The organism is Bartonella sp. HY406 (genome assembly GCF_025449315.1).
GTDB lineage: Bacteria > Pseudomonadota > Alphaproteobacteria > Rhizobiales > Rhizobiaceae > HY038.
Genome location: NZ_CP104893.1, coordinates 790,895 through 816,057, shown reverse-complemented (window position 1 = coordinate 816,057; position 25,163 = coordinate 790,895). Strand labels below are relative to the sequence as shown.

Here is a 25,163-nt window from a genome sequence, read left to right as displayed (position 1 = left end):
ATATAAGCGCTTTATTGACTACAAAAAATAAAGCGCTTTTACCTCAACACGATGATATGGAAACACAATATGGAATTAAGCCGCCGACACTTTTTATCGCTGTCCTGCGCGGCTTTCTTTTCGAGCCATTTTAATATGACCCATAGCATCGCAGAAAATGCTGCATTGCAATATTGCCTTTGCGATATTGCAATAATCGACTGGGCTATGCTTGAAACCGCCTTAGCCATTGGCACAATACCTCTAGCAGCAACGGAATTGCGCCAATATAAAAAAATGCAAATTCAACCGCCTATGCCAGACAGTGTAGCGGATATTGGTTTGCGTGGCAGTCCTAATTATGAGCTCCTGCGTATTTTAGCCCCCAAACTCATTATCGCATCTAATTTTTATGAATATCAGCGTCCAACATTGGAAAAAATTGCACCAGTTTGGGCGCCTATTGTCTTTGGGCAGGGTCTTTCACCCCGTCCAACCCTTACCAAAGCAACCTTAGAGTTAGGGCAACACCTTGGTTGTTTTGAAAAGGCACAACAATTTATACAGAACTATGACGCATTTATTCAACAAAAGCGCATTCAATTTGCAAGATTATTACAACGTGATTATTTCATTATAAATCTTGGCAATGGTCGCAATTTTCGTGCATTTGGTAATGATAGTATTTTTGGTGCAGCTTTCAAAGATATTGGTTTGAATAATGCTTGGGGCAGCGATACAAGCTATTCAGCCTATGCCCATATTGGCATTGAAAAATTAGCTCAAAAGCCTGATGCTGGAATTATCATCATTGGGCCAACGGAAGAGCAAACCCTCCAAGCACTGCCTGACAATAAATTATGGAATGAATTACCAGCGATCAAACAAGGTAATTTTGTTTTTTTGCCACCGCTTAATCATTTTGGCGCCCTGCCGACAGCACAACATTTTATTGCGCTTTTAGCAAAACACTGGTTCGAGGCTGATGGTGAAAAATAGAAAAATCATAATATTTTGGTCGGCATTATGTATTTTTGCAGCAATCATTACCTTGATGCAATTTTTAAATGCATGGAATAGCGCAATCGATAATAATGATATGCAAAAATTACAGCATATCATTGCGCTTAATATGATTTTGCCCCGCAGCGCTATGGCTTTAATTTGCGGGGCTGGCCTTGCATTATCGGGGCTGCTTTTGCAACAAATATTGCGCAACCCCCTTGCTGAGCCAACTACTCTTGGCATCGCATCAGGTGCACAGCTTGCCATGACGCTAGGTATTTTATATGTTCCAGTTACTTGGTTAAGCCGCGAATGGCTAGCACTTATTGGGGCATTTAGTGCTATTTTGTTAGTCTTATTGCTGAACCATAAAAGACGACTTGAGCCTGCATCGGTTATTTTAAGTGGTATGATTATCTCATTAACCGCGACAGCTGCTTCAACTGCGCTTATTCTTGCCAATGGTGATTATGTTTTTTCCCTGTTTGTCTGGGGTGGCGGTTCACTGGAACAATTAAGTTGGACACCGTTTCTTTGGCTATCGGTGAAAGTTATAATCGGCGCTATTATTGCGAGTTTTCTATTACGCCCTTTGACATTATTTAATGTTGATGATGCTAATATGCGAAGCCTTGGCGTTTCCTTTTTAGCTATTCGATTGCTTGTGATTATGATTAGCGTGTCGATAGCCGCCTTTATTATCGCAGAAGTTGGCATATTAGGCTTTGTCGGTTTGGTCGGACCTGCGTTGGCGCGACTTTCGGGAGCAAGATCACTCAAACAAATGATGATTGCATCCCCAATCATTGGCGCAATTCTTTTATGGGCAACCGATAGCGCAACATATTTAATTCAAACCCTTACTCATACCGATATTCCTGTTGGCGCAGCAACCGCCTTGCTTGGCGGTCCACTTTTATTATGGATGCTACCCAAATTAAGAATGTTTGAATGGCCAAACAGTCAAACTGGCGAAATTGTTAAGCGCGCCCGTCATCCTTTCAGCTTTATTGCTATACTTGTAATTATTTTAATATTGGTCACCCTCATTGCTTTGACTTTAGGGCGTGGGACACAAGGCATATTTGTGGCAACCGGCACGCTTTTTTATGATTTTATTGATCTGCGCTTAGAGCGGCTGCTTTTTACGATGATTTCGGGGGCATGTCTTGCGCTAGCAGGTGCATTATTGCAGCGCCTCACCGCTAATCCACTCGCCAGCCCTGAAATATTAGGAACTGGTCTTGGCGCAGGCGTCGGTCTTGCCCTTGTTTTATTAACTATTGCAAGCCCTAGCCTTGCCCAACAATGGATGGGTGCTGCCATTGGTGCATTTATTTCAATCCTATTTATTATGCTGTTGGCAATGCGTGGGCAATTCGGCTCTGAAAAATTACTTTTAGCGGGCGTTGGTTTTGGCGCTATGGCAAGCTCTGTCTTAACCGCATTAATTGCGACAGGCACACCGCAAGGTTATGCTTTGTTAGGCTGGTTAAGTGGTACAACGACGCAAGCAACTAGCTGGGGAATTGCCTTTGCCACCGTTATACTTTTTGTAGCTCTTTTCATTATATTTGCCCTATCCCGTTGGATAACCATTTTGCCGCTCGGTGATGTTGCAATGCGTAGCTTAGGTCTTCCCAATGGTTTGGTACGCGCGATAATTGTTGTTACCGCCACAAGCTTAACAGCGATAGGCTCTTTAATGATTGGGCCATTAAGCTTTGTTGGGCTAATTGCTCCGCATATTGCTCGCTATTATGGTATTAATGAAACACGCAGTTTTATGATTGCCTCAGCTTTATTAGGTGCGGTGATTATGGCAATTACTGATTGGTTATCACGCATGATAGCGTTTCCTTATAATTTACCGCCCGGGCTTTTTGCTTCGCTGATTGGTGGATTTTGTCTTATCTTGATTTTATCGCAACGATCTAAAAATGCTAAACTGTAAAAATTATTTTTGCGAGTGCATATAATTAAAATTTCAACTAGATGCATTATGCATTTTAGTGCATAACAAAAACCACAAAGCATTTAAGCGAAGTAGCAATGATTGAGATTCTAAATACATTAATTACCCTATTGGTAACGATCGATCCGCCCGGTCTTATTCCTATCTTTTTGTCGCTTAGTGTCGGCATGAATGGTAAGGAACAAAAGCAAACAGCTATCATTGCTGCAACAATTGCCTTTGTGATATTGGCATTTTTTGCCCTTGTTGGTACGCAGATCATAACAACCCTAGGTATATCGCTTGGTGCTTTTAGAATAGCTGGTGGTATTTTGCTGTTTTTCATCGCTTTTGAAATGATTTTTGAAAAACGCACCGAACGTAAGGAAAAAACCGCCGCAATCATTATTACCAAGGATCACATTACCAATATTGCTGCATTTCCCCTTGCTATGCCAATGATTGCCGGCCCTGGCGTTATTTCAGCAACCATCTTAATGGCCGGCAATAATCCTGGCTGGAGCGGCAAAGCAATCACCCTTGGCGTGCTTTTTATCGCAGTTATATGCTGTTATTTTTTCATGCGGCTTTCACCAGCAATTGACCGTTTAATTGGTGTTGCTGGTCGCTCTATCGTTACCCGCTTGTTTGGGCTACTCCTCGCAGCCCTTGCGGTACAATTAGTGGCCGATGGTATAAAATCACTGTTTTTCCAATGATTTTATAAATCCTATTGCTTTTCATAGCATAAATTTTTGCCATCTTTTTGCTTAAAGATATTAAAATAAGGCGCGACTTTTTTAATCAAGCTAATCAACCTTACTATTAAAAGTCGGCCAATCATCATTCTTAAATAAGACAGAAAAACAATATAAATTATTAGAATATTCAAAAAAAATTATTAAGCTTAATATACAAAAAATCTGAAATAATAGAAATATCGAAATAAAATTTACAAAATTAATTTCCTATATAATATATAGGAAAAAATATAAATTAATCTTCTACAAATTCAATAATTAAATTATAATAATTATATCCATATATTGATATTGATGTAATGCCATTTTATAAAACAACACATTAAAAATATGGAATCTAGCATTGATATTTTAACTTATACTGGAGGACGGTGATGAACTTAACGTCAGAACAAATTAGGTTCACCTTGTGGAATACATTTTTTTCGCCAATTTCCATGGCAATTATTTGGGCGTTTTTTCCCGTTCTTTCAAGCCACGACTTGTGGGAGTTGGCTGGAAAACAAGGCGACTATGGGGACTTTTTACAAACCATCGCTATCAATGCGTTATATCTACTTCCAAGATATTTAGTGCTTTGCTATGCCACGATGATTTTACCTGTTGGCATTATAAGCTTTTTGATATCATTTGCTTGTAGTGGCCATCCCACACGGCTTATAAAAAAACGCTTCATCAATGTCTTAATATTTTTAGTTTTAACTATTATATTTTTTGGCCTTGCAATATTAATCGTGCAATTTTATCAAATGCATTATGTGGCAGCCACTCATTTGGCTTTTGGGCTAGGGTTCGGTGCTGGCTTTTCTTATGTTACGGTACTCTACATTATGGCACGCAAAAATAAAGAAGACTCGACCTCAACTTCTTAGAGCTTTAAAATATAATACAAATAATAAGCAAGGTTAGCCATAGTTAACTTTGCTTGCATATTAATATCTGCAAAAACCTATTTAAACATAAAATATTTTACAGATAAAAATAGAATATAATATAATATAATATAATATAATTAGCTCAAAAATAAATAATTTATCTGCTATTTGCGCCTCAGTTTAATCGCCACAAAATATATAGCGGTATAAATCAACATGAATAACGTTCATATAATGGAATTGCCTTCATCACGATAAAATTAGCAATATTTATTATTTAATTTTTAAATGAGTGTAGAATGTCAACAGATTACTTTTTACATATAAAAACATCCGATCCTTCAGTTGAAGACTATAATACATATACATATCATATATTTAAAAAATATAAAATATTAAACATAGAAGGTATATTTTTTAGAAATCAAAAGAAGAGGAAGACTAGTGAAATTGAGAATATTAAATATCCAAATAATTTAAATAAATTTAAAAAAGAAATTTTTATTAAAGATATCAAAGATTGTGAACTCAAATTTTGGATTACATTCAATTTAGATATTGGTAATGATGAAATATATTTGCGATTAATGGATTATCGGTGTCCTATAGACAAATATGATTATAATTTTAATTATACAATAGCAGGTGGAAATGTGCGTTTTGTAGATGTCTTTAGTTTTATTGACGTAACAAGCTCGATTTTCGTGGATGAAAAATTTATCTGGGGTTGTCTTTCATACGATATTGCTCCGCGGCTCGAAGATTATTACATCGTTTTTCTTAAAAAAGATATAGCGATTGATTTACCGCTAAGGTTAGCCTCAAATATATTTGATGAAGATAAATACATAAATTTAGGTGATGTTTTAAGCAATGGCATAAATATGTATGTTCATAAGAATTATAGTAAGTTTTTAAATGGATAAAACGGGCATTGTTAGATTAACTTTTCTTTTTTTGATAATTTTTATTTAATTCTTTTCAGTTCTTTTACACTCGCATTTTTATTTTAAGCGATGTATGAGCTCATTGCGTTCTAATATGATTATTTTCCATACGGATAACTAATGATAGATAAATCAACATAAGTGTAATTGATGCATAATCCTTAATGCATTATTCACCTTATATACGGTGTCATCAAAAATATTATTCTTAAAGCTGTATTGCCGAAAAAATCGTAAAAGACATATAAGCCTTTGTACGTTGTAATTTTCCGAGTTGTCAATTCCAACAAACTTAAGGGTCTGCTTCTTCTGCGGCGCAAACAAACTAAACGGCAGCGAAAGCAAAACCCAAAATCCTAATCTTAAAGGCTTATTAAAAACTATTGATAATACTCATCCCAATATTGGTTGACTTATCCATCGACACCAAAGCATCAATACCTTGTTCTAAGGTGATAAACTGACCAATGAGTTGTTGTGGCTTAATCGTTCCAGCTAAAATCATATCAAGCATAGCATCATAGCGCCAAGCCTGCATGCCATGGCTACCATATATTTCAAGCTCATGAGCAATAACTGCAGCCATTGGGATTTTAGGAGTTGAATGGTCGGCAAGCATTAAGCCAACTTGCACGTGGCGACCACGCCGCCGCAAATTTTTAATCGAATTAAAACAAGTTACAGGATTGCCCAAGGCATCAATTGATACATGAGCACCACCTTTGGTTATATCCTTTACCGCTTCACTCACATCGGTAACTTTGGTGCTATTAATCGTTGCAATGGCACCGCATTGCTTGGCAAATTCTAGCTTATCATCGCTAATATCAATAGCAATTGGCAGCGCGCCTAAACTTGCTGCAATCATGATAGCTGAAAGGCCAACACCGCCAGCGCCATGAATGGCAATCCACTCACCCGGTTTTAAGCGTGCTTGATCAACTACGGCGCGAAATGATGTGGCAAAGCGGCAGCCAAGGCTAGCTGCAGTGCTATAATCAACCGAGTCTGGTAAGTGGACAAGATTGGTTTGCGCATAATCAATTTCAACAAATTGCGCGAACGAGCCCCAATGGGTAAAGCCGGGTTGAAACTGGTTTGGGCAAACTTGCTGATTGCCCGAATTGCACTCACTGCAATGACCACAGCCTGACACAAAAGGCACGGTTACACGGTCGCCCTCTTTAAAACTAGTGATATTTTTGCCAACTGCAACAATATCACCAGCAAATTCATGCCCTGGCACATGGGGTAATTTAATATCGCTATCATGCCCCATCCAACCATGCCAATCACTGCGACAAACCCCCGTTGCTTTAACGGCGATAACCACACTATTATCATGTGGTGTTGGATCAGGTAAATTGGCTATTTGTGGCCTTTGCATAAAAGCATCATAAAAAATAGCTTTCATAAATTTCTCCCCCCAAAACTTATTGAACTTTTAAAATTAGAGCACATTTCGATCTGATTAGATCAGATCGGCGCTCTAATCCATTGTTTACACCGCGTTTTTGGCCGAATACCGCTTCACACTTTTCTAAAAAAAGCTCTAATACAAAGGTCCCTAAAGTCAGATTTTATTTTAATGCCGCAAGCACTGCAGATGCAGCATAAAATTCGGCTTCTCGGTTGGAGCGCCGCATCATCGCTTCTTCATCCTTACCCCATTGCTCATTGGTCCAATCTTCATCTAGATGAGCAATCCTCCAACCATCTTCGACAGTTAAATGACCATCATTTACCGCGAAAGCAATCAATGCTGAGCCAGACAAGGTTGTCAACATATGAAGGGCGGCCAATTCGAAAGGCTTATTTAAATAGTTTTGTAAATAGCTGCGAATTGCCCAACTGGCATTATCAGACTGGGGAATAAACATCACCCCCTCACCTAAAGTAAAGCGCGTAGTTAAACGTGTTTCAGCCCAATCAAGTATAGGATCCCATAATTTTTGTTGCCGCTCCACCAATTCTACTGGCGCGGATGCACGGTAAAAAAGTAAATCAGAAAGACCAAAGCGTAATAGATCTTCAACGACTGGCTCACTATCTTCGGCTATGCCATCGATAACCGTATTGGCAAGACGAGTGATTGGCATTTTTGCTGGATCGATCACATCAACCTGCGCATTAAATTCTTGCGCAATTAAATCTGCTAATGCTTGGTTTGGAAGCTCTAAAATTTTACGGGCGGGCGTTTTGACCGAACGACCGTCAAGACGTATTTCAACGCCATTTTCGCTTGCCAAGCTTTCAGCTTTTTCATAAAAACGCTTGGGTAATTTATGTTTCATTTTTTCCTGAGCTGATACCATCGGGTCTTTTTCATCATCCCAAGGCTCTATGTCGGTGAAAACATTACGCATAATTTTATTCCTATATTTTGGTCATCTAGCTCATAAGCACTTTATATCAAAAGTACTATTTTTATGATAGCAATTTCAGCAAGTCCAATGGTTGCTTCAACAATGAATCTGCACCAGCCTTTAACAATTGCTCAGCCTTGTGATAGCCCCAGTCAACACCTATAGCTTTGGCGCCTGCTGCCTTTGCCATTTGCATATCATAAATTGCATCGCCAACAACAAGGGTGCAATCTGGTGTAACACCAGTTTCATCGCAACATTCAAGCACCATCGCAGGATGCGGCTTTGATGGACACTCATCGGCGCAGCGGCTAGCAACAAAGCAGTTAAATCCTTGCTCAGCCATCACCATATCAACGCCGCGCCTTGATTTGCCGGTCACCATGCCAAGGATAATATTATCCATAGATGACAGTTGTTTTAACAATTCGCTAATGCCTGAATATAAAGGCTCATATCCCCGATTTTCATCGCGCAAGCGATTAAAATGCTGCTTGTAACAAGCCGTCATCTCATCGGCTGGAACTGTTACATTACTAGACAAATCAACCCCTTGCGCCAATCTTGTAATAGCAATTGGCAGCGACAGACCAATGATCGATTTTATTGCTGCATCACTTGGTACAGGAAAATTAAAATCCTCAAAAGCATTCACCATGCAATTTTTGATGGTTGAGAAACTGTCAATTAAAGTGCCATCACAATCAAAAAGCACAAGGCGTAAATCATTTACCATTATTCATTACCATCTTCTTCATCAAGCCCAAGAAGATTGAATGTCTGTACCATATGGGGTGGCAATGGCGCGCTAACGTCAATCATGCCACCAGCAGGATTTGGAATACGAATACGGCGCGCATGAAGATGCAACCGGTTCTGAATGCCACCTGGGAAAACCCAATTTTGATCCGCATAAAAATATTTTGAATCGCCTAAAATCGGATTATCCATAAAAGCTGCATGCACCCGCAATTGGTGAGTACGCCCCGTAAACGGCTCCATCTCCAACCATGAAATATCGCGGCCTACCGTTTCAATAACTCGGTAATAAGAAACCGCGTGATCGGAATCAGGCTCGCCATGTTCGCAAACCCGCATACGGTCGCCATCGGGAGTTGTTTCACGCACCAGCCAAGTTGAAATCTTATCTTGGCGGCGGCGTGGCACACCACGCACAATCGCCCAATAGGTCTTCTTAGTTTCACGCTCACGAAAAGCTGCCGTTAAGCTTTGAGCGGCACTACGTGTACGGGCAACAACCAAAACCCCAGAGGTATCACGGTCAATACGGTGAACGAGGCGTGGCTTTTCACCCTTTTTGTTGCGCCAAGCCTCAAGCATGCCATCAACATGGCGTGCAACACCTGAGCCGCCCTGCACTGCAAGTCCAGATGGTTTATTAAATACATAAACCTTTGGATCTTCATAAATGAGCATTTGCGCTAAAACATCGCCATCATTTTGCCCTCGTATAGTTTTACCTGTTAAGGGGCCAGAGGCTTTTTCATCAACGCTTAATGGTGGCACACGCATGGTTTGCCCAGCATTAAGACGGGTATCAGATTTAACCCGCCCGCCATCCAAGCGGATTTGCCCAGAACGCAAAAGCTTTTGCAACGCACCAAAACCCAAGCCAGGATAATGAACCTTAAACCAACGATCAAGCCGCATGCCCGCTTCATCATTTTCAACAGTTTTTAACTCAACCGTTTTCTGTCCGGTCATGCGCTTATCTCCTTGCCCAATGGCAGTCGTATCTTCTTTGCACCTTAATGCAATATTACCACTATCAAATGCAATATATATTTGCTTTTCCGCATCTTTTAGCTAAATTTTCTAGAATCACCATCATCAAAGTAACGCCCATCCATCAAAAAGCACCGTCATCATGATAATTTGGTGAAAACTTATAAATCACATTTTGTTTTTAATTGTATCCAAGTCTTACTAATTTCAAGAACAAAACCGTACTTTTCATCTAGCTAAATTTACTTTTAAATCGATTAATTAAGCACATTAGCACGCAACTAAAACAATAAAAATCATTAAATACCAATAGGTTATAAAAATGATAAAGTTTCATCATCCCACTAATTTAAAAATTCGAGAACTTTCTGTTCTATTGATATTTTTTTTAAATAAATTTTAATATTTTAAAAAAAACTAATTATCACGACTGGTTACAATGCGATTCCAAAAGTGGCTTTCCCTGACACATATTAGTCATTAGGGCATGAAATAAGGCAAAGAGAATTTAATTTCTAGCTATATTTTATGGAGCACGAATACCGTGTCAATATTTCAAACTTATATGCGTGCGCTTTCCTATCTTGGCGGAGAAAAAAAATCGGCTATATCGATTTGTCTAGCCAATGTGATTTTGTCGATAATTGTTATCGCCGAACCTATTTTGTTTGGCCGCATCATCGGTGCTATTGCTGATAAGGGTGATGTTTTCACCAATCTTAGCCTATGGGTTGGCTTTGGTATTTTTAATATTGTTGCTTATGTACTCGTTGCGCGCGGAGCCGACCGCTTGGCTCATCGCTTGCGCCTTGATACTTTAACCAAATCCTATGAGCGCATCATTGCTATGCCGCTATCTTGGCATCAGGGGCGCGGTACCTCTAGCGCTTTGCATACACTTATTCGCGCGACAGATTCACTTTCTGCCATTTGGCTTGAATTTATGCGCCAACATCTTTCAACTATTGTTGTTCTAGTTATGTTGGTACCAACTGCGCTATCAATGGATTGGCGTTTGACTATGGTGCTTGCTGTGCTTGGCGTTGTATATGTCATGATTGCGCGCTTGGTTATGAAAAAAACCAAGGATGGCCAAGAAGCTATTGAACATCACCACCATACATTATTTGAGCATGTTTCAGATTCAATCTCCAACGTATCTGTTGTTCAGGGCTATAACCGCATTCAAGCAGAATCTAAAGCATTGCGTCAGCATACAGAGAGTTTACTTGGCGCCCAATATCCCGTTTTAAATTGGTGGGCTTTAGCAAGTGGCTTAAATCGTATGGCGTCCACTATTTCTATGGTAGTTGTACTTCTACTTGGCGCCGTACTTGTATCACGCGGCCAAATGGTTGTTGGCAATGTGGTTGCATTTGTTGGCTTTGCACAATTGATGATTGGTCGTCTTGATCAAATCACTGCCTTTATCAACCTTGCGGTATCTTCACGCGCTAAGCTTGATGAATTTTACGAAATGGAAGATTCAACCATTGCCCAAGCAGAGCCACAAAATTTACCAGCATTGGAAAATGTAAAAGGCTCCGTTAAGTTTGATCATGTAACCTTCGAATTTGCGAATTCCGGCCAGGGTGTTTATGATGTTTGCTTTGAAGCAAAAGCTGGACAGACCGTTGCCATCGTTGGTCCAACAGGGGCAGGTAAAACCACTTTGATCAACCTTTTACAACGGGTATATGATCCAGCGGTTGGTAATATTTCTATCGATGGTACCGATACGCGTAAAATTTCACGCGATTCATTGCGTAAATGTCTTGCCACTGTTTTCCAAGATGCTGGGCTATTTAACCGTTCAATCCTTGAAAACATCGGTATTGGTAAGCAAGGTGCGAGCGTTAAAGAAATTGAAGATGCCGCTAAAAGCGCTGCTGCCCATGATTTTATTTTGGTAAAGGGCAATGGCTATCAGGCTAAAGTTGGTGAGCGTGGCTCACGTCTTTCAGGTGGTGAACGTCAACGCCTTGCAATTGCCCGCGCTGTTTTAAAGAATGCACCTATTTTGGTACTGGATGAAGCAACAAGTGCCTTAGACGTTGAAACCGAAGCTAAAGTTAAAGATGCAATTGATCAGGTTAGCCGTGACCGCACAACCTTTGTGATTGCTCACCGCCTATCAACGGTACGCAATGCTGATCTTGTTCTTTTCATGGATCAGGGACGCATTATTGAACAAGGCTCGTTCCGCGAGCTTTCATTAAAAGGTGGTCGCTTCACCCAATTACTACGTGCCGGCGGCTTGACTATAGAACAAGAAATGCCAGATAATTATTCGGGCAATGTTACAAAGTTTCCAAACCGCGAAGTTGCTTAAGATTTTCACCCTCAAGAAAATTAAAGCCGACATTCAAAATTATTTCAAAAAAGGGAGCCTCAGTGCTCCCTTTTTTGTAGAGCTATTTAAATGATCCAGTTCAAAAATTTTAATTTAACTGGCATTAAATTTCCTTATTACAAGGCTAAAAATTCCTTCAATCAATAATTCTATAATTTAATATTTTATTATATACATACATATCAATAAGTGTAATTGTTCGGCATTATTCAATTAGGTCGAGCTGCATTATGCGTCTTTTTCTCTGTTCATTATTTTTATTGTTAAGTTCCCCAACATTTGCAAATGATATTATAACTGGACGCGCATTTGTCATTGATGGCGACACCATTATTATTCACAATACGCGCATTCGCATATGGGGAATTGATGCCCCTGAAAGCAAGCAATTATGTATAGATAATAAAGGCCAAAATTACCGTTGTGGGCAAAAGGCATCCTTTGCTTTAGCTGATTGGCTTGATAAATCGCAACCTATACAATGTAATATACAATATAAGGATAGATATAAGCGTTTTGTTGCTAAATGTGTGAGAGCTGACAATAGAGATCTTGGCGACTACATGGTTTCCAATGGCCATGCACTTGATTGGCCCCGCTACTCACAAGGATATTATAGCAATGCCCAAGAAAAAGCCAAACAGAAAAAATCAGGAATATGGGCAGGAAGTTTTTTAGAGCCTTGGCAGTGGCGATGGAATAAAAAATCTAATAAAATTAATTAAAAGAGACCAAAACTTAATAAAATAATAATTTACTTTAACATTATTTTAACCATTAACAAAACAATTTAAAATAAAATATTGTTTTAAAAGCAAAAAAGCTCTTTCTTTAATTGGAAAAACACTAAAATATTTAAGGGGTAAATACAAACTTATAAATAATGTAAAAACGACTTTCCTCAAAATTGAACAAAGTCGTTTTATAAAAGACATTAGCCTATTAGAAACAATTTACTCGCCCGTTTCATTTGCATCCTCAAGGCAAGCAATTGGCTTTTTCTGCTCTGGATCATCAATGATATTATAAAGGCTCACTTCGCCTTGATCTTCCCACCAGATAAATTGATCCCCAGCATATTTAGCACCGCTGGCAGCAAGGACATTAGCAGCAACAATCGTTTTATCGCTAAAATCAAGCTGTACAAGGGAGATATCATTCGCATTGATATAAGTTGCTACCACATCTTGATCGCCGCACTTATATTTTACTTTTTCCGACGAAAAGTCATCGCTTCCAGTCACAGAAATGGCAAAACCAGATGGTGCGCCCACTGAAACATTTGCAGCTGCATCATCAGCAGGGACAGATACTGATATCCCGGGCATAGTAACTGACACACTTTCAGCCAAAGCGCTTCCTGTTAAAGAAAATAAAGCTATTGCTACAATGGAATGTAATTTCATAAACTTTCCTCGCGGTTGATAAAAGGGTTACACAAAAAACTATGACATATTTAATTGTAAAAACAATCAAAACACATATCAATTAATCTAAACAATCCACGATATGACTTTAATCAACCAGCTCGCTTTTTATCAACTATTATTTTAACCCTACAAGATAATTGTAAATAGATTCACGAATACTATCATAAGCAATATCACCAGCAAGACCAGTAAAATACTCGCTTGCTTTTGAAATACCACCCCTTAAACTATGATAATAAAGAACATAAGTTTTGTCCTTGTAGCCAATAACGGAAACAAAAAACAATGTTGGATGGTCGGGATTATTTTTATCGATAATCTTATATTGATAGGAGCGCGCCATAATCCCTGCCTCAGCAAAACCGGGAATAGAATTACGTCCAATAAATTCATATTTTACGTTTTCTGCAACATTATTTGCTTCGGCTGCAGGTGTTATTGCTGCATCATTTGAAGTTGCTTCGCCATTTTGCTCTGTATTATTAATTTGCCCCTTATTTACGCGCAATTGCGATGAGAGGTAAATTTCTGCAAAAATATCCGCTTGGCGCCGAAAACTTTCTTCGCTTTCAGGTTCACTGGCTTTATTAATCCATAGCAATAAATGGCTAAACATCTCGTCATTTTGCAATTTTTGAATAAGATGTACCTCGTAAGGTAAAATCTTACGCTTAGAATTATCTACCACTAATGTAAAACCTTTAGGGTAGGTCAATACCAAGGTTTCTCCATCAAGGTCAACTGCCAAACTCTGCATTAAATCTTCGTCAATAGAGTTTGGCCTGCCATCAGCCATTAGGATATTTGACGCAAAATAAGAAACAACCTTGCGCAAACCAACAATTGATGCGCTTTGTTGCTGAACACTTCCAACTAGCGGTGTCGAGAAAAAATGGGCAATTAAAACATCGCCACGCGCATAGCAATAGCCAAATTCTGCCTTGGTTGGTACTTTTTTCTCACCTTTAAACTGTACACCAAAAAGTTCAGCTTCGGCTAACTTATCCTTAGCCACCGAGTGAAAAATGAAATACTCATCATTCTGCATCTGCCACTGGCATGTGCGTAAGGCAGCAGGTGCATAGCGTAGTTTATAGGAAAATATATTATCTTCAATTTCCACGCCATCTAGGTTAAAAATAGCCTTACCAAGCGGAAGAACGCGACCGATTTGCCCCTCCTCTACAACTTGATCCTCGTAAGGGTTAAGGGTTATTTGAGCACCTTTTGGCACAATCGTTTCAAAATTGAGCTTTGGGCTTTTAAAATCAAAAACCTTGCGCTCTAAACCAAAAATTTCGGTCTGCTGCGGTGACAACCGAAGGGTTTCAAACAAATGTTCGCTTTTTTGTGCAATTGCTGTTTGGGCCGCAAGACCTAGCCCTATAACTAATACTGCTTGAACGATAAAGCGCTTCGCTGCAAAAAAACTCTTAAACCTAGAATCAACCATTGTAATCGAGCCATGCCCCATCTAATTAAAAATATGAATTCCCTATAGGTGCAGGTTTTATGTTAAAACTGCCTTAACCGATCAGCATTTATATAAAAATAAATGCTAATATCCTACTTTTAGTCTTTAAAAGATAAAAACGCCTTCTTTATGATGACCGAAATCATAGAATTTTTAAAAAAATTTACCGCAATTACAAAAGACTTTACTTCGCCCCATAAAAAAGCGCCGGACGAGAACCTCAACCAGCGCTAAAACTATCAAAATACTAAAATCTTAAACATCAAGATTTGCAACATTAAGGGCATTTTCTTGAATAAAATCGCGGCGCGGTTCTACCTCATCGCCCATCAAGCGTGAAAATAGTGAATCTGCTTCAGTCGCATCACTCACCTTAACTTGCAATAAAGTGCGTGCATCAGGATCAAGGGTTGTTTCCCATAATTGCTCGGCATTCATTTCACCAAGTCCTTTATAGCGCTGCAAGGAAAGCCCTTTGCGACCACTTGCAAAAATACTTTCAAGCAAATTATTAGCACTCGTAACAGTTTCAACCTTATCTTTACGCGAAAGCTTTGCGGGCTCGCCATAAACCTCATTCAATTGGGTTGAAAAGCGATTAATCTGACGTGCATCAGCCGAGCCAATAAGCGCCATATCAACAAAGGCGACGTCCTTAACACCGCGCAAGGTACGCTCAAAGCGTAAGCCACCATCATCCATAACATGGCCGCTCCAACCGCGCTCCATATCTTCAGCAATAAGATCAAGACGGCTTGCTACCTTATCGGCGGCAATTTGTGCAAGCTCATTATTGGCAACCGCATCAGGATTGAGAACCCCCGCAATGGCTGCTTGCTCAACAACAGAGCGGTCATAGCGCGTATGTAAACCATTTAAATATTGGCGCAATTGACGGGCTTCCTCAGCTAATTGACGCAAATCTTGACCTCGGCGCACTTCACCTGAATGCAATTCCAATGAGCATTCATCAAGACCTGAATCAATCAAAAATTCTTCAAATGCTGACTCATTTTTGATGTATTGTGATGATTTACCGCGCGTAACCTTATAAAGCGGCGGCTGCGCGATATAAATATTACCACGTTCAATAAGTTCAGGCATCTGCCTGAAGAAAAACGTTAGCAACAAAGTTCGAATATGCGCACCATCAACGTCCGCATCGGTCATGATAATGATTTTGTGATAACGCAATTTATCCGCGTTAAATTCGTCCTTGCCAATAGACGTACCAAGGGCAGTGATTAGCGTTCCTATCATATCTGATGACAACATACGGTCAAACCGTGCGCGTTCAACGTTCAAAATCTTACCACGCAATGGCAAAATAGCCTGATTTTTACGCGAACGACCACTTTTAGCAGAACCACCAGCTGAGTCACCCTCAACGATGAAGATTTCAGATTTGGCAGGATCACGTTCTTGGCAATCGGCAAGTTTACCAGGCAGGGACGAAATATCGAGCGCACCTTTACGGCGGGTTAGCTCACGTGCTTTACGAGCAGCTTCACGTGCTGCCGCAGCCTCAACCACCTTACCGATTAATATTTTAGCTTCGGTTGGATGTTCTTCAAGCCAACTTGCCAACGCCTCATTAACAAGACTTTCAACAACAGGACGAACTTCTGACGAAACTAACTTATCTTTGGTTTGCGATGAAAACTTAGGATCTGGTACCTTAACCGACAAAACAGCCGTTAAGCCTTCGCGGCAATCATCACCAGTAAGCTGCACTTTTTCTCGTTTAGCAATGCCAGAGCTTTCGGCATAGCCATTCACCTGACGGGTTAACGCACCACGGAAACCAGCCAAATGGGTACCACCATCACGCTGAGGAATATTATTGGTAAAGCACAAAACCTTTTCGTGGTAAGAATTATTCCACCACATAGCAACTTCCACGGTCATACCGTCTTTTTCACTGCTAATATAAATTGGCTCGCTAATCAAAGGTGTTTTTGTCTGATCAATATACTTTACAAACTCAATCAAACCACCATCATAATGCAATTCTTCTTCGCGATGATCCGCGTGCCGGCGGTCAGCGAGGAAAATACGTACACCTGAATTCAAAAATGCAAGTTCGCGCAAACGGCGCTCAAGCGTATCAAAATCAAACTCAACTTTGGTAAAAGTTTCAGTACTTGGTAAAAAAGTTACTGCCGTACCAGTAGCTTCGCCCGCGTCCCCTACAATTGCCAATGGCCCATCTGCAACGCCATGAGTAAAGGTCATTTCATGAATTTTACCTGCACGCTTAATGCTTAGCTTCAAATAAACCGACAAAGCATTAACAACGGAAACACCAACACCATGCAAACCACCAGAAACCTTATAGGAATTTTGGTCAAATTTACCACCGGCATGCAATTGCGTCATAATAACTTCAGCAGCAGAAACACCTTCACCAGTGTGAATATCGGTTGGAATACCGCGTCCATTGTCGGTTACGGTACAAGAACCATCGGCGTTAAGCGTTACAGTCACCAAGTCTGCATAACCAGCCAAGGCCTCATCAATCGCATTATCAACAACTTCATACACCATATGGTGTAAACCCGAACCATCATCGGTATCACCAATATACATGCCGGGGCGTTTACGCACCGCATCAAGGCCTTTTAAAACCTTGATTGAATCCGCGCCATATTCGGCGTTATTCTCTGGCATTGTTGCATCACTCATGAACTGATCCATTTTAAAAACCGCAGATTGAAATGTGTAAGTTTGTCAACAAAATACAAGATAAACAATTACCTTCGCTATTTTTGCCGCACACCAAAAATGCAAGAGCTTCCCCTTGCAAATAAATACACTTTCCAAAAGCGTAAAGTTGAGGATTAAATATCAATCATTGAAATTTATAATCAATCACATATTTAAATCCGAATCGAGAAAATCTAATCTAATATATATAAGGCAAATGCGTTGATTTTCCAAATAAATGCCGGTCTTTTTACGTGGATATTGCCTAAATTTAACAAATAAATGCCAATAATCGACACATTGCTTTTTATACATTCTTATCGCGAAAAAACACGCAAAGCGATGTACAAATTTTACTGCCATAATCATTTAAATATTTATGGCAGTAAAATATCTGTATTGGCTATTTCTTGCGCTTCATGGCATCAAGGAGTGCTGCACCAAATGCGCCGCCGCTAGCACTTTCTTGCGGATTAGCGCGATTTGCTTTAGCTTTGCCTTGGTTATTCGCATTGGCTTGACGCGGAGCAGCTTGGTTGCTTTGGCTATGATTATTACGCGATTGCGCAGCACCGCTACCTGGATTTTCTTTACGCATAGAAAGCGAAATGCGCTTTCGTGGTGCATCCACTTCCAAAACCTTGACCTTAACAATATCGCCAGCCTTAACCACTTCATGAGGGTCTTTAACAAACCGATCGGCTATTTCAGAAATATGCACGAGGCCATCTTGATGCACGCCAATATCAACAAAAGCACCAAAGGCAGCGACATTGGTAACCGTACCTTCAAGCTCCATACCAACTTTTAAATCCTTGATATCTTCAATACCATCGGTAAAGCTTGCAGTTTTAAACTCTGGGCGCGGATCGCGACCCGGTTTTTCCAGTTCTGACAAAATATCTCGGATAGTTGGCAAGCCAAAACGACCTGACACAAACTCACGAGGATCAATATTTTTTAACGCTGCACTATCGCCCATAAGATCACGGACATCACGCCCACAAGATGCTACAATTTTACGTGCCACATCATAGGCTTCGGGATGCACGCTAGATGCATCAAGCGGCTCACTGCCATCACGAATACGCAAAAAACCAGCGCATTGTTCAAATGCTTTTGCACCAAGGCGCGCTACATCCAACAAGCCTTTGCGGCTTTTAAATGGGCCGTTTTGATCGCGGTGGGCAACGACCGCTTCTGCCAAGGATTTGCCAAGACCTGAAACCCGTGAAAGGAGTGGAGCTGATGCGGTATTTAGATCAACACCAACACCATTCACCGCATCTTCAACCACAGCATCAAGCGAATGAGCCAATTGGAATTGGTCAACATCATGCTGATACTGACCAACACCGATGGATTTTGGTTCAATTTTTACAAGCTCTGCCAATGGGTCTTGCAAACGCCGTGCAATAGAGACTGCACCGCGCAATGACACATCAAGCTCTGGAAATTCACGCGCAGCAAGTTCAGATGCAGAATAAACCGATGCACCAGCTTCTGACACAATAACCTTAATTGGCTTAGGCTCTGGTACATCTTTAAGAAGGTCATTAACCAGCTTTTCTGTTTCGCGGCTTCCAGTGCCGTTGCCAATGGCAATCAGTTCCGCCTTATGACGCATAATTAATGCGCCCAACACTGCCCTTGAACTATTAATGTCGTTACGCGGCTGAAAAGGATAAATAGTTGCCGTTTCAAGCAATTTGCCTGTTTTATCAATAACGGCAACCTTAACGCCTGTACGGATACCCGGATCAAGCCCAATCGTGGTGCGCGAACCGGCAGGAGCTGCCAAAAGCAAATCTTTTAAATTACGGGCAAAAACATCAATCGCTTCTTGGTCTGCACGTTCACGCATTTCGCGCATAAGATCTAGCCCTAAGGATAGTGACAGTTTTACCCGCCAAGCCCAACCTGCAACATCCATCAGGAATAAATCACCCGGCAGTTTTGAACCGATTTCATAGGCTTTTGCAATTAGTTTTTGCGCCGGCTTTATTGGTGCTGGATCATCAATATCAAGTTCTAAATCAAGAGCTAGAATATCTTCATTGCGGCCGCGCAACATTGCCAAAGCACGGTGGCCTGGCACAGTTGCCCAGCGTTCACTATGGTCAAAATAATCGGCAAATTTTGCGCCATCATTCTGCTTACCATCAACAACCTTGGCGTGAAGAACACTATGATCTTTCATATATTGGCGTAAAATTCCTAATAGATCAGCATTTTCTGACATATTTTCCGCAATAATATCGCGCGCACCTTCAAGAGCAGATTTAGTATCTGCAACCTTATCATTAATATAGGACTTCGCTAAAACTTCTGGTGATTTATCGCGGTTATTAAAAATATCATCAACTAGGGGCGCTAAACCATTTTCGCGAGCAATTTGCGCCCTAGTGCGGCGTTTTGGCTTATAGGGCAGATAGACATCTTCAAGCTCTGATTTAGTGGTGATGGCAGCAATCTTATTGCGCAAATCATCCGTTAGCTTTCCTTGTGTTTCTATGCTTTGCAAAATAGTCGATCGGCGACTTTCAAGCTCTCGCAAATAGGTTAATCGCTCACCAAGCAAACGCAATTGCGTATCATCAAGGCCACCAGTTACTTCCTTACGATAGCGCGCAATAAAGGGAATTGTTGCTCCTTCATCAATCAATGCAATAGCAGCATCCACTTGCTCACGGCGGGCATTAACTTCGGTGGAAATAATTTTAGCGATATCAAATACTTGACTCATAGCCGGGTTATTATTTTGCGAAACACTCATTGTCATCAAACACTAATTCACTTTTTAAATCTTATTTCGAAATTGTTTTTAACTTCTAATACCTTTTAACACTTAAGGAAAGCATTAGACTTGAATTTTTCATTCATTGTTAAAAACCTACTCAATATCTTTTATCACTAATATGGCGCAATCGTGATCAAGAAAGCCATTTAAATTATCGCTCACTTCTTTTTAAACTGCCTATTAAGCCCTATCTCTTTATTATAGTCACTAAGGATAGGCAGAATGAGCAAATTATTTCAACCCTTTAAATCTAATGCATTAAACTTAAAAAACCACATTGTTATGGCGCCGCTTACACGTAATCGCTCGCCCAACAACATTGCTAATGAGTTAAACCGCATTTATTATAGCCAACGCGCTAGTGCAGGTCTCATTATTTCTGAAGGCACTGCCATTAGCCAAGAAGGACAAGGTTATATTGATGTTCCCGGCCTTTACAGCAAAGAACAATTAGCTGGCTGGAAACAAGTAACCGATGCAGTTCATGACAAGGATAGCAAAATATTTGCTCAAATTTGGCATGTTGGTCGTATTTCCCATACAAGCTTGCAACCAAATGGCGGTGCACCTGTTGCCCCATCAGCAATTAAAGCCGATGCCCACACATATATACGCAATGATAAGGGTGAAGGAGAATTTGCGTCAACGTCTGAGCCGCGCGCGCTTCGTCTTGACGAGATTAGCCGTGTTATTGAAGACTATAAACGCGCAGCTAAAGGCGCGGTAGAAGAAGGCGGCTTTGACGGCGTAGAGATCCACGCCGCTAATGGTTATTTGCTTGATTCCTTTATGCGTGAAAACTCCAATCAGCGCCATGATGAATATGGTGGATCTATCGAAAACCGCATTCGCCTAACTTTGGAAGTTGTTGAAGCGATCATTAGTGAAATTGGCGCCCATCGCACCGCCATTCGTATCTCGCCAGTAACCCCAGTTAACGATGCTCATGATAATGATCCGCAGCCATTATTTGATGCGCTGATTGATGAATTAGCCGCTTATGACCTTGCCTATATTCATATTATCGAAGGAGCAACAGGGGCAGACCGTAATTATCAAGAGGCTCCCTATCCCTTTGACTATCACCGTTTACGCCAACATTATCGCGATGCCGGAGGTAAAGCTGCGTGGATTGCCAATAATGGCTATAATCGCGCCATGGCAGAAGAAGCCATTGATAGCGGCTATGCAGATCTCGTCGCCTTTGGCCGACCTTTCATTGCTAATCCCGACTTTGTTGAACGATTAAAGCAAAATGGGCCATTTAATGAGTTAAAAGCCGACAAGCTTTATGGCCAAGGAGCAGAAGGCTATACGGACTATCCAACTCTTGATAAGGCTTAAGAATTAAAAAATCGCATAACAAAAGGCATTTTCAATTTTTAAAACTGAAAATGCCTTTTAAACTTTAAACGACAGGTAGAAACTTACCCAGTTATATCAATTATACCGCAATCACCAGCTTCTGAACCAAAAGCCAATCTTTCACCCCTTTTATCCCAAGCCAATGAGCTGATAGCCCCTTGCCCCGGGCGACGTAACAGTGCTTCCTTTTGGTCAGCAAAACGCACAAAAAGCACCATGCCATCTTCATAGCCGATAGCCACCATTTCTTCAGTTGGATGACAAGCAACACATGTCACCAATATATTGGCTCTCGTGCCAAGCTCTAATGGGGCTTTACCCATTGGACCATCCTTGCCTAAAAACGGCCAAACTACGGCCGCAGGCGCACCGGACGTTGCAAGGTAACGCCCCTTACTACTCCATGACCAGCTTTTAACCTTAGCAGGATAGCCAGACATGCGTAAATGTTGATTGTCAGCAAGCCGCCAACCATGCAAGGCATTTTCCTGCATCGCCGTTACGAGAAAGCGCCCATCGGGTGAAAAATTCACCATTGTATGGGCGCCTTTCCATTCAAGCGACACGGGTTTGCTTTCCGTACCAAGCCAATGTAATGTAACACCATTATAATGAGCAAGCGCCAGACGAAGACCTTTTGGCGCAAAAGCCAAATCTTCAATGCTGCGCTCATGGGGCATTTCTTGACTTTTGCCCTGTACATTACCATAGGCGACGCGCCCTGTACCATAAGCAAAGGCATCATCAGGACCAATTGCCACGGCTGTAAGCCATTTATTACCGAGTTTTTCCAATTCGATAACGGAAAAATCAGCATTCACCTTACATAAACGGCCATCCTCACCGCCAGTAAGCACAAAACGACCGTTTTCGGCACTTTTAGCGCTGGCAATACCATTGCCGATCTCAATTTGTTTTTCGCCTTCGCCTAAATGATGCAGAACACCATCAGCCGAAATAAAAAATGGCTTATCATCAAGAAAGCCAGCTAACAGGCAATGGCTTTGAATATCAATTGGAGCTATTGTCGGCATAAAACCTCTCACGCACAGGCTTCAAAGCCAGATTTTAATTTTTCAGCGTCCAATTGCCGACCGATAAAGACAAGACGGCTTTCACGTTTCTCACCGTCTTTCCATGGCCGTTGATGATCGCCTTCAATAATCATATGGACCCCCTGCACCACATAACGGTCTTCATCACCTTTAAAAGCAATGATACCTTTAAGGCGCAAAATATTTGGCCCTTGTACTTGCGTTACATTTTGCAACCATGGGAAAAATTTTGCTGGATCTAATTCGCCACTACGCAGTGACACCGATTGCACGGTAACGTCATGAATGGCCGCTCCATGCTCATGATGATGACCGTGATCATGTTGATGGCTATGCTCATGGCTGTGGCTATGATCGTGATTATGCTCATGGCTGTGGTCATGGCCGCAATCGGGGCCGCAAATATGACCTTCTTCACCATGTTCCAAGAAGTAAGGATCATTATCAAGGGCGCGTTTTAAATCAAATGCGCCACGGTCGAGCACCTTAGCAAGATCAATCGAGGCACGCTCGGTGCGGTGAATGACAGCAGTTGGATTAATAGCCCTAATTGTTGCTTCAACCGATGCAAGCTCATCAGCATTAACAAGATCAGTCTTATTTAATAAGACAATATCAGCAAAAGCGATTTGATCTTCAGCTTCACGGCTATCTTTAAGGCGAAGCGGCAAGTGCTTGGCATCAACCAATGCGACAACCGCATCAAGCATTGTTTTAGAACGAACATCTTCATCCATAAAGAATGTTTGCGCGACAGGAACGGGATCAGCAAGACCAGTGGTCTCGACCAAAATAGCATCAAAACGACCAGGCCGACGCATTAAGCCTTCTACAACGCGGATAAGATCACCGCGAACAGTGCAACAAATGCAGCCATTATTCATTTCATAAATTTCTTCGTCTGATTCCACAATGAGATCATTATCAATGCCAATTTCACCAAATTCATTGACAATCACCGCATAGCGTTTGCCATGATTTTCACTCAAAATCCGATTGAGCAATGTGGTCTTTCCTGATCCAAGATAGCCGGTTAAAACGGTTACCGGAATTTTCTTGATTTCACTTACTGCCTCGCTCATGGCTTAAACCTCTTTTTAAAAAGACAAGATATGGTATGATATAAGCGTGTTTTGTTTAAATTGAAATAGTATAACAAATTTCATTTGTAATTTTTGTAGAAGATAGCTCACAAACATAATTGCGGATTTTTTAATCATCCAGCAATGACTATGTCGATTGAGGAAAGAGCTCATCAATTTTTTGAAAGTGCTCGGTATCAAAACGATGAACATCTTCAAGCAAACTAATAAAGCCTTTTGCCGCATGATCTAAAATTGCTTTTCCAACCGCTGCACTGGCACGGCTTGCGTCACCTGCAGCCCCCTCACAGTTAAGATCCTGCATTAACCAACCAAAGCTATGGCGACCATAAGCACGCAAATAGCTAAAATCGCAATGACAACGTGCTTGAAAATTGCTAAAATTCTTAGCCTTTTCCATTACAACCAAATGCGGTGCGATGTGAAGCATGACCGATGTTTCAATAAAACCAGCATGAATATCTAGCGCTTTTTCATCTTCACTCATAAGCCCAATCGGCAAACCAAAGCGCGTCCAACTGGTTGTGACGCAAAGCATCGGATAGCGCGCGCGCAGTTCTGTCGCAACAATAGTCATTAGAGGCGAGTTTCCGCCATGAGCATTCAGCAACACAAATTTATCAGTACCTTTTTTAAATTGTTCCTCACCAATTTTGATCCAACGTGCCACTGCTTCATCAAAGCTAAGTGTCTTGGTACCACTTACCCTTTTATGTTCAATAGAATAACCAATTGGTTCAACATTTAAAAAATTGACATTAAGATGGAGAGGTAAAATAGCCGCAACATGATCAACAAAAGCCTGCGCAATCAATGCATCGGTTTCAAAAGGCAAATGGGGACCATGAGCCTCATAGGCACCAAGAGGCAGAACTGCAATGTGCGATGTTTGATCAATATTATTACATAACGTTTCCATAAGCCTATCTGTCATCGTAATCTATTCATTGTCAAATATTATTCAATATTTTGACAATTACGCCAAACAATATTGTATGATACCGATCATTGGCAAAGCTATAAGGCTTAGATACTGCAAACTAAACACATCATAAAATAAGCGAGCAAAACTTTCTTATGATAAAAATAACTATATCAAAAAGATTAATCCTTCAGAATCAGGCAAAGTTATCCTTGTAGAACTATGATGGAATTGCAAAAGCACAACTGAAAACATTAAGCATTATAGCCGATATTCAAAATTGAATTAGTACAGCTTTGATAAAATAAATAAACTCTAGCAC

19 protein-coding genes are annotated in these 25,163 nt (G+C 40.7%); 8 read left to right on the top strand and 11 right to left on the bottom strand.

All coding sequences use genetic code 11. The annotated features are described in order from the left end of the window. The first annotated feature begins 69 nt into the window (after positions 1-69). The 5 genes from N6B01_RS03375 to N6B01_RS03355 all read left to right on the top strand — a co-directional run bounded on the left by N6B01_RS03375 (position 70) and on the right by N6B01_RS03355 (position 5,500). Complete coding sequence (locus N6B01_RS03375) at positions 70-978, top strand: ABC transporter substrate-binding protein (RefSeq protein WP_262079918.1); 909 nt, start codon at positions 70-72, stop codon at positions 976-978. Next, positions 965-2,938, top strand: coding sequence for a Fe(3+)-hydroxamate ABC transporter permease FhuB (gene fhuB, locus N6B01_RS03370; RefSeq protein ID WP_262079917.1), 1,974 nt, complete (start codon positions 965-967; stop codon positions 2,936-2,938). The genes N6B01_RS03375 and fhuB overlap by 14 nt, the downstream gene beginning before the upstream one ends. Before the next feature lie 98 nt (positions 2,939-3,036). After that, entirely contained in the window at positions 3,037-3,657 is a 621-nt protein-coding gene (locus N6B01_RS03365; protein ID WP_262079915.1) for a MarC family protein, read from the top strand. 416 nt (positions 3,658-4,073) lie between these two features. Then, a complete protein-coding gene (locus N6B01_RS03360) occupies positions 4,074-4,571 on the top strand; it encodes a hypothetical protein (protein WP_262079914.1) in 498 nt (165 codons plus the stop codon). Between the two features lie 302 nt (positions 4,572-4,873). Next, complete coding sequence (locus tag N6B01_RS03355) at positions 4,874-5,500, top strand: hypothetical protein (RefSeq protein ID WP_262079913.1); 627 nt, start codon at positions 4,874-4,876, stop codon at positions 5,498-5,500. 394 nt (positions 5,501-5,894) lie between these two features. On the opposite strand, the gene N6B01_RS03350 is transcribed toward N6B01_RS03355, so the two are convergent. The 4 genes from N6B01_RS03350 to N6B01_RS03335 all read right to left on the bottom strand — a co-directional run bounded on the left by N6B01_RS03350 (position 5,895) and on the right by N6B01_RS03335 (position 9,612). Then, complete coding sequence (locus N6B01_RS03350) at positions 5,895-6,935, bottom strand: zinc-dependent alcohol dehydrogenase family protein (RefSeq protein WP_262079912.1); 1,041 nt, start codon at positions 6,933-6,935, stop codon at positions 5,895-5,897. A gap of 166 nt (positions 6,936-7,101) precedes the next feature. Further along, positions 7,102-7,887, bottom strand: coding sequence for an ATP12 family chaperone protein (locus N6B01_RS03345; RefSeq protein ID WP_262079911.1), 786 nt, complete (start codon positions 7,885-7,887; stop codon positions 7,102-7,104). Between the two features lie 61 nt (positions 7,888-7,948). Further along, on the bottom strand, positions 7,949-8,623 hold the full coding sequence (locus N6B01_RS03340) for an HAD-IA family hydrolase (RefSeq protein ID WP_262079909.1): 675 nt from the start codon (positions 8,621-8,623) through the stop codon (positions 7,949-7,951). Then, positions 8,623-9,612: an RluA family pseudouridine synthase gene (locus N6B01_RS03335; protein ID WP_182418910.1), complete on the bottom strand. Its 990-nt coding sequence runs from the start codon at positions 9,610-9,612 to the stop codon at positions 8,623-8,625. Before N6B01_RS03335 ends, N6B01_RS03340 begins: the two co-directional genes overlap by 1 nt. A 565-nt stretch (positions 9,613-10,177) precedes the next feature. Here N6B01_RS03335 and N6B01_RS03330 point away from each other — a divergent pair. After that, on the top strand, positions 10,178-11,965 hold the full coding sequence (locus N6B01_RS03330; RefSeq protein WP_182418909.1) for a glucan ABC transporter ATP-binding protein/ permease: 1,788 nt from the start codon (positions 10,178-10,180) through the stop codon (positions 11,963-11,965). Positions 11,966-12,216: 251 nt separating this feature from the next. Then, on the top strand, positions 12,217-12,711 hold the full coding sequence (locus N6B01_RS03325) for a thermonuclease family protein (RefSeq protein ID WP_262079906.1): 495 nt from the start codon (positions 12,217-12,219) through the stop codon (positions 12,709-12,711). Positions 12,712-12,939: 228 nt separating this feature from the next. On the opposite strand, the gene N6B01_RS03320 is transcribed toward N6B01_RS03325, so the two are convergent. From N6B01_RS03320 to N6B01_RS03305, 4 genes are all read right to left on the bottom strand, one after another. Beyond that, a complete protein-coding gene (locus N6B01_RS03320; RefSeq protein WP_262079904.1) occupies positions 12,940-13,392 on the bottom strand; it encodes an MliC family protein in 453 nt (150 codons plus the stop codon). Between the two features lie 139 nt (positions 13,393-13,531). Then, entirely contained in the window at positions 13,532-14,869 is a 1,338-nt protein-coding gene (locus tag N6B01_RS03315; RefSeq protein ID WP_262079903.1) for a hypothetical protein, read from the bottom strand. Between the two features lie 276 nt (positions 14,870-15,145). Beyond that, positions 15,146-17,560, bottom strand: coding sequence for a DNA topoisomerase (ATP-hydrolyzing) subunit B (gyrB, locus tag N6B01_RS03310; protein ID WP_410007250.1), 2,415 nt, complete (start codon positions 17,558-17,560; stop codon positions 15,146-15,148). Between the two features lie 439 nt (positions 17,561-17,999). Continuing rightward, on the bottom strand, positions 18,000-20,342 hold the full coding sequence (locus tag N6B01_RS03305; protein ID WP_315973328.1) for a Tex family protein: 2,343 nt from the start codon (positions 20,340-20,342) through the stop codon (positions 18,000-18,002). Positions 20,343-20,618: 276 nt separating this feature from the next. Here N6B01_RS03305 and N6B01_RS03300 point away from each other — a divergent pair, with 276 nt between their 5' ends. Continuing rightward, a complete protein-coding gene (locus N6B01_RS03300; protein ID WP_262079898.1) occupies positions 20,619-21,740 on the top strand; it encodes an alkene reductase in 1,122 nt (373 codons plus the stop codon). Positions 21,741-21,823: 83 nt separating this feature from the next. On the opposite strand, the gene N6B01_RS03295 is transcribed toward N6B01_RS03300, so the two are convergent. From N6B01_RS03295 to N6B01_RS03285, 3 genes are all read right to left on the bottom strand, one after another. After that, a complete protein-coding gene (locus N6B01_RS03295) occupies positions 21,824-22,795 on the bottom strand; it encodes a WD40 repeat domain-containing protein (protein WP_262079896.1) in 972 nt (323 codons plus the stop codon). A gap of 8 nt (positions 22,796-22,803) precedes the next feature. Further along, positions 22,804-23,898, bottom strand: coding sequence for a CobW family GTP-binding protein (locus tag N6B01_RS03290; protein ID WP_262079895.1), 1,095 nt, complete (start codon positions 23,896-23,898; stop codon positions 22,804-22,806). A gap of 148 nt (positions 23,899-24,046) precedes the next feature. Continuing rightward, positions 24,047-24,838, bottom strand: coding sequence for a creatininase family protein (locus N6B01_RS03285; RefSeq protein WP_262079893.1), 792 nt, complete (start codon positions 24,836-24,838; stop codon positions 24,047-24,049). Positions 24,839-25,163: the final 325 nt, after the last annotated feature.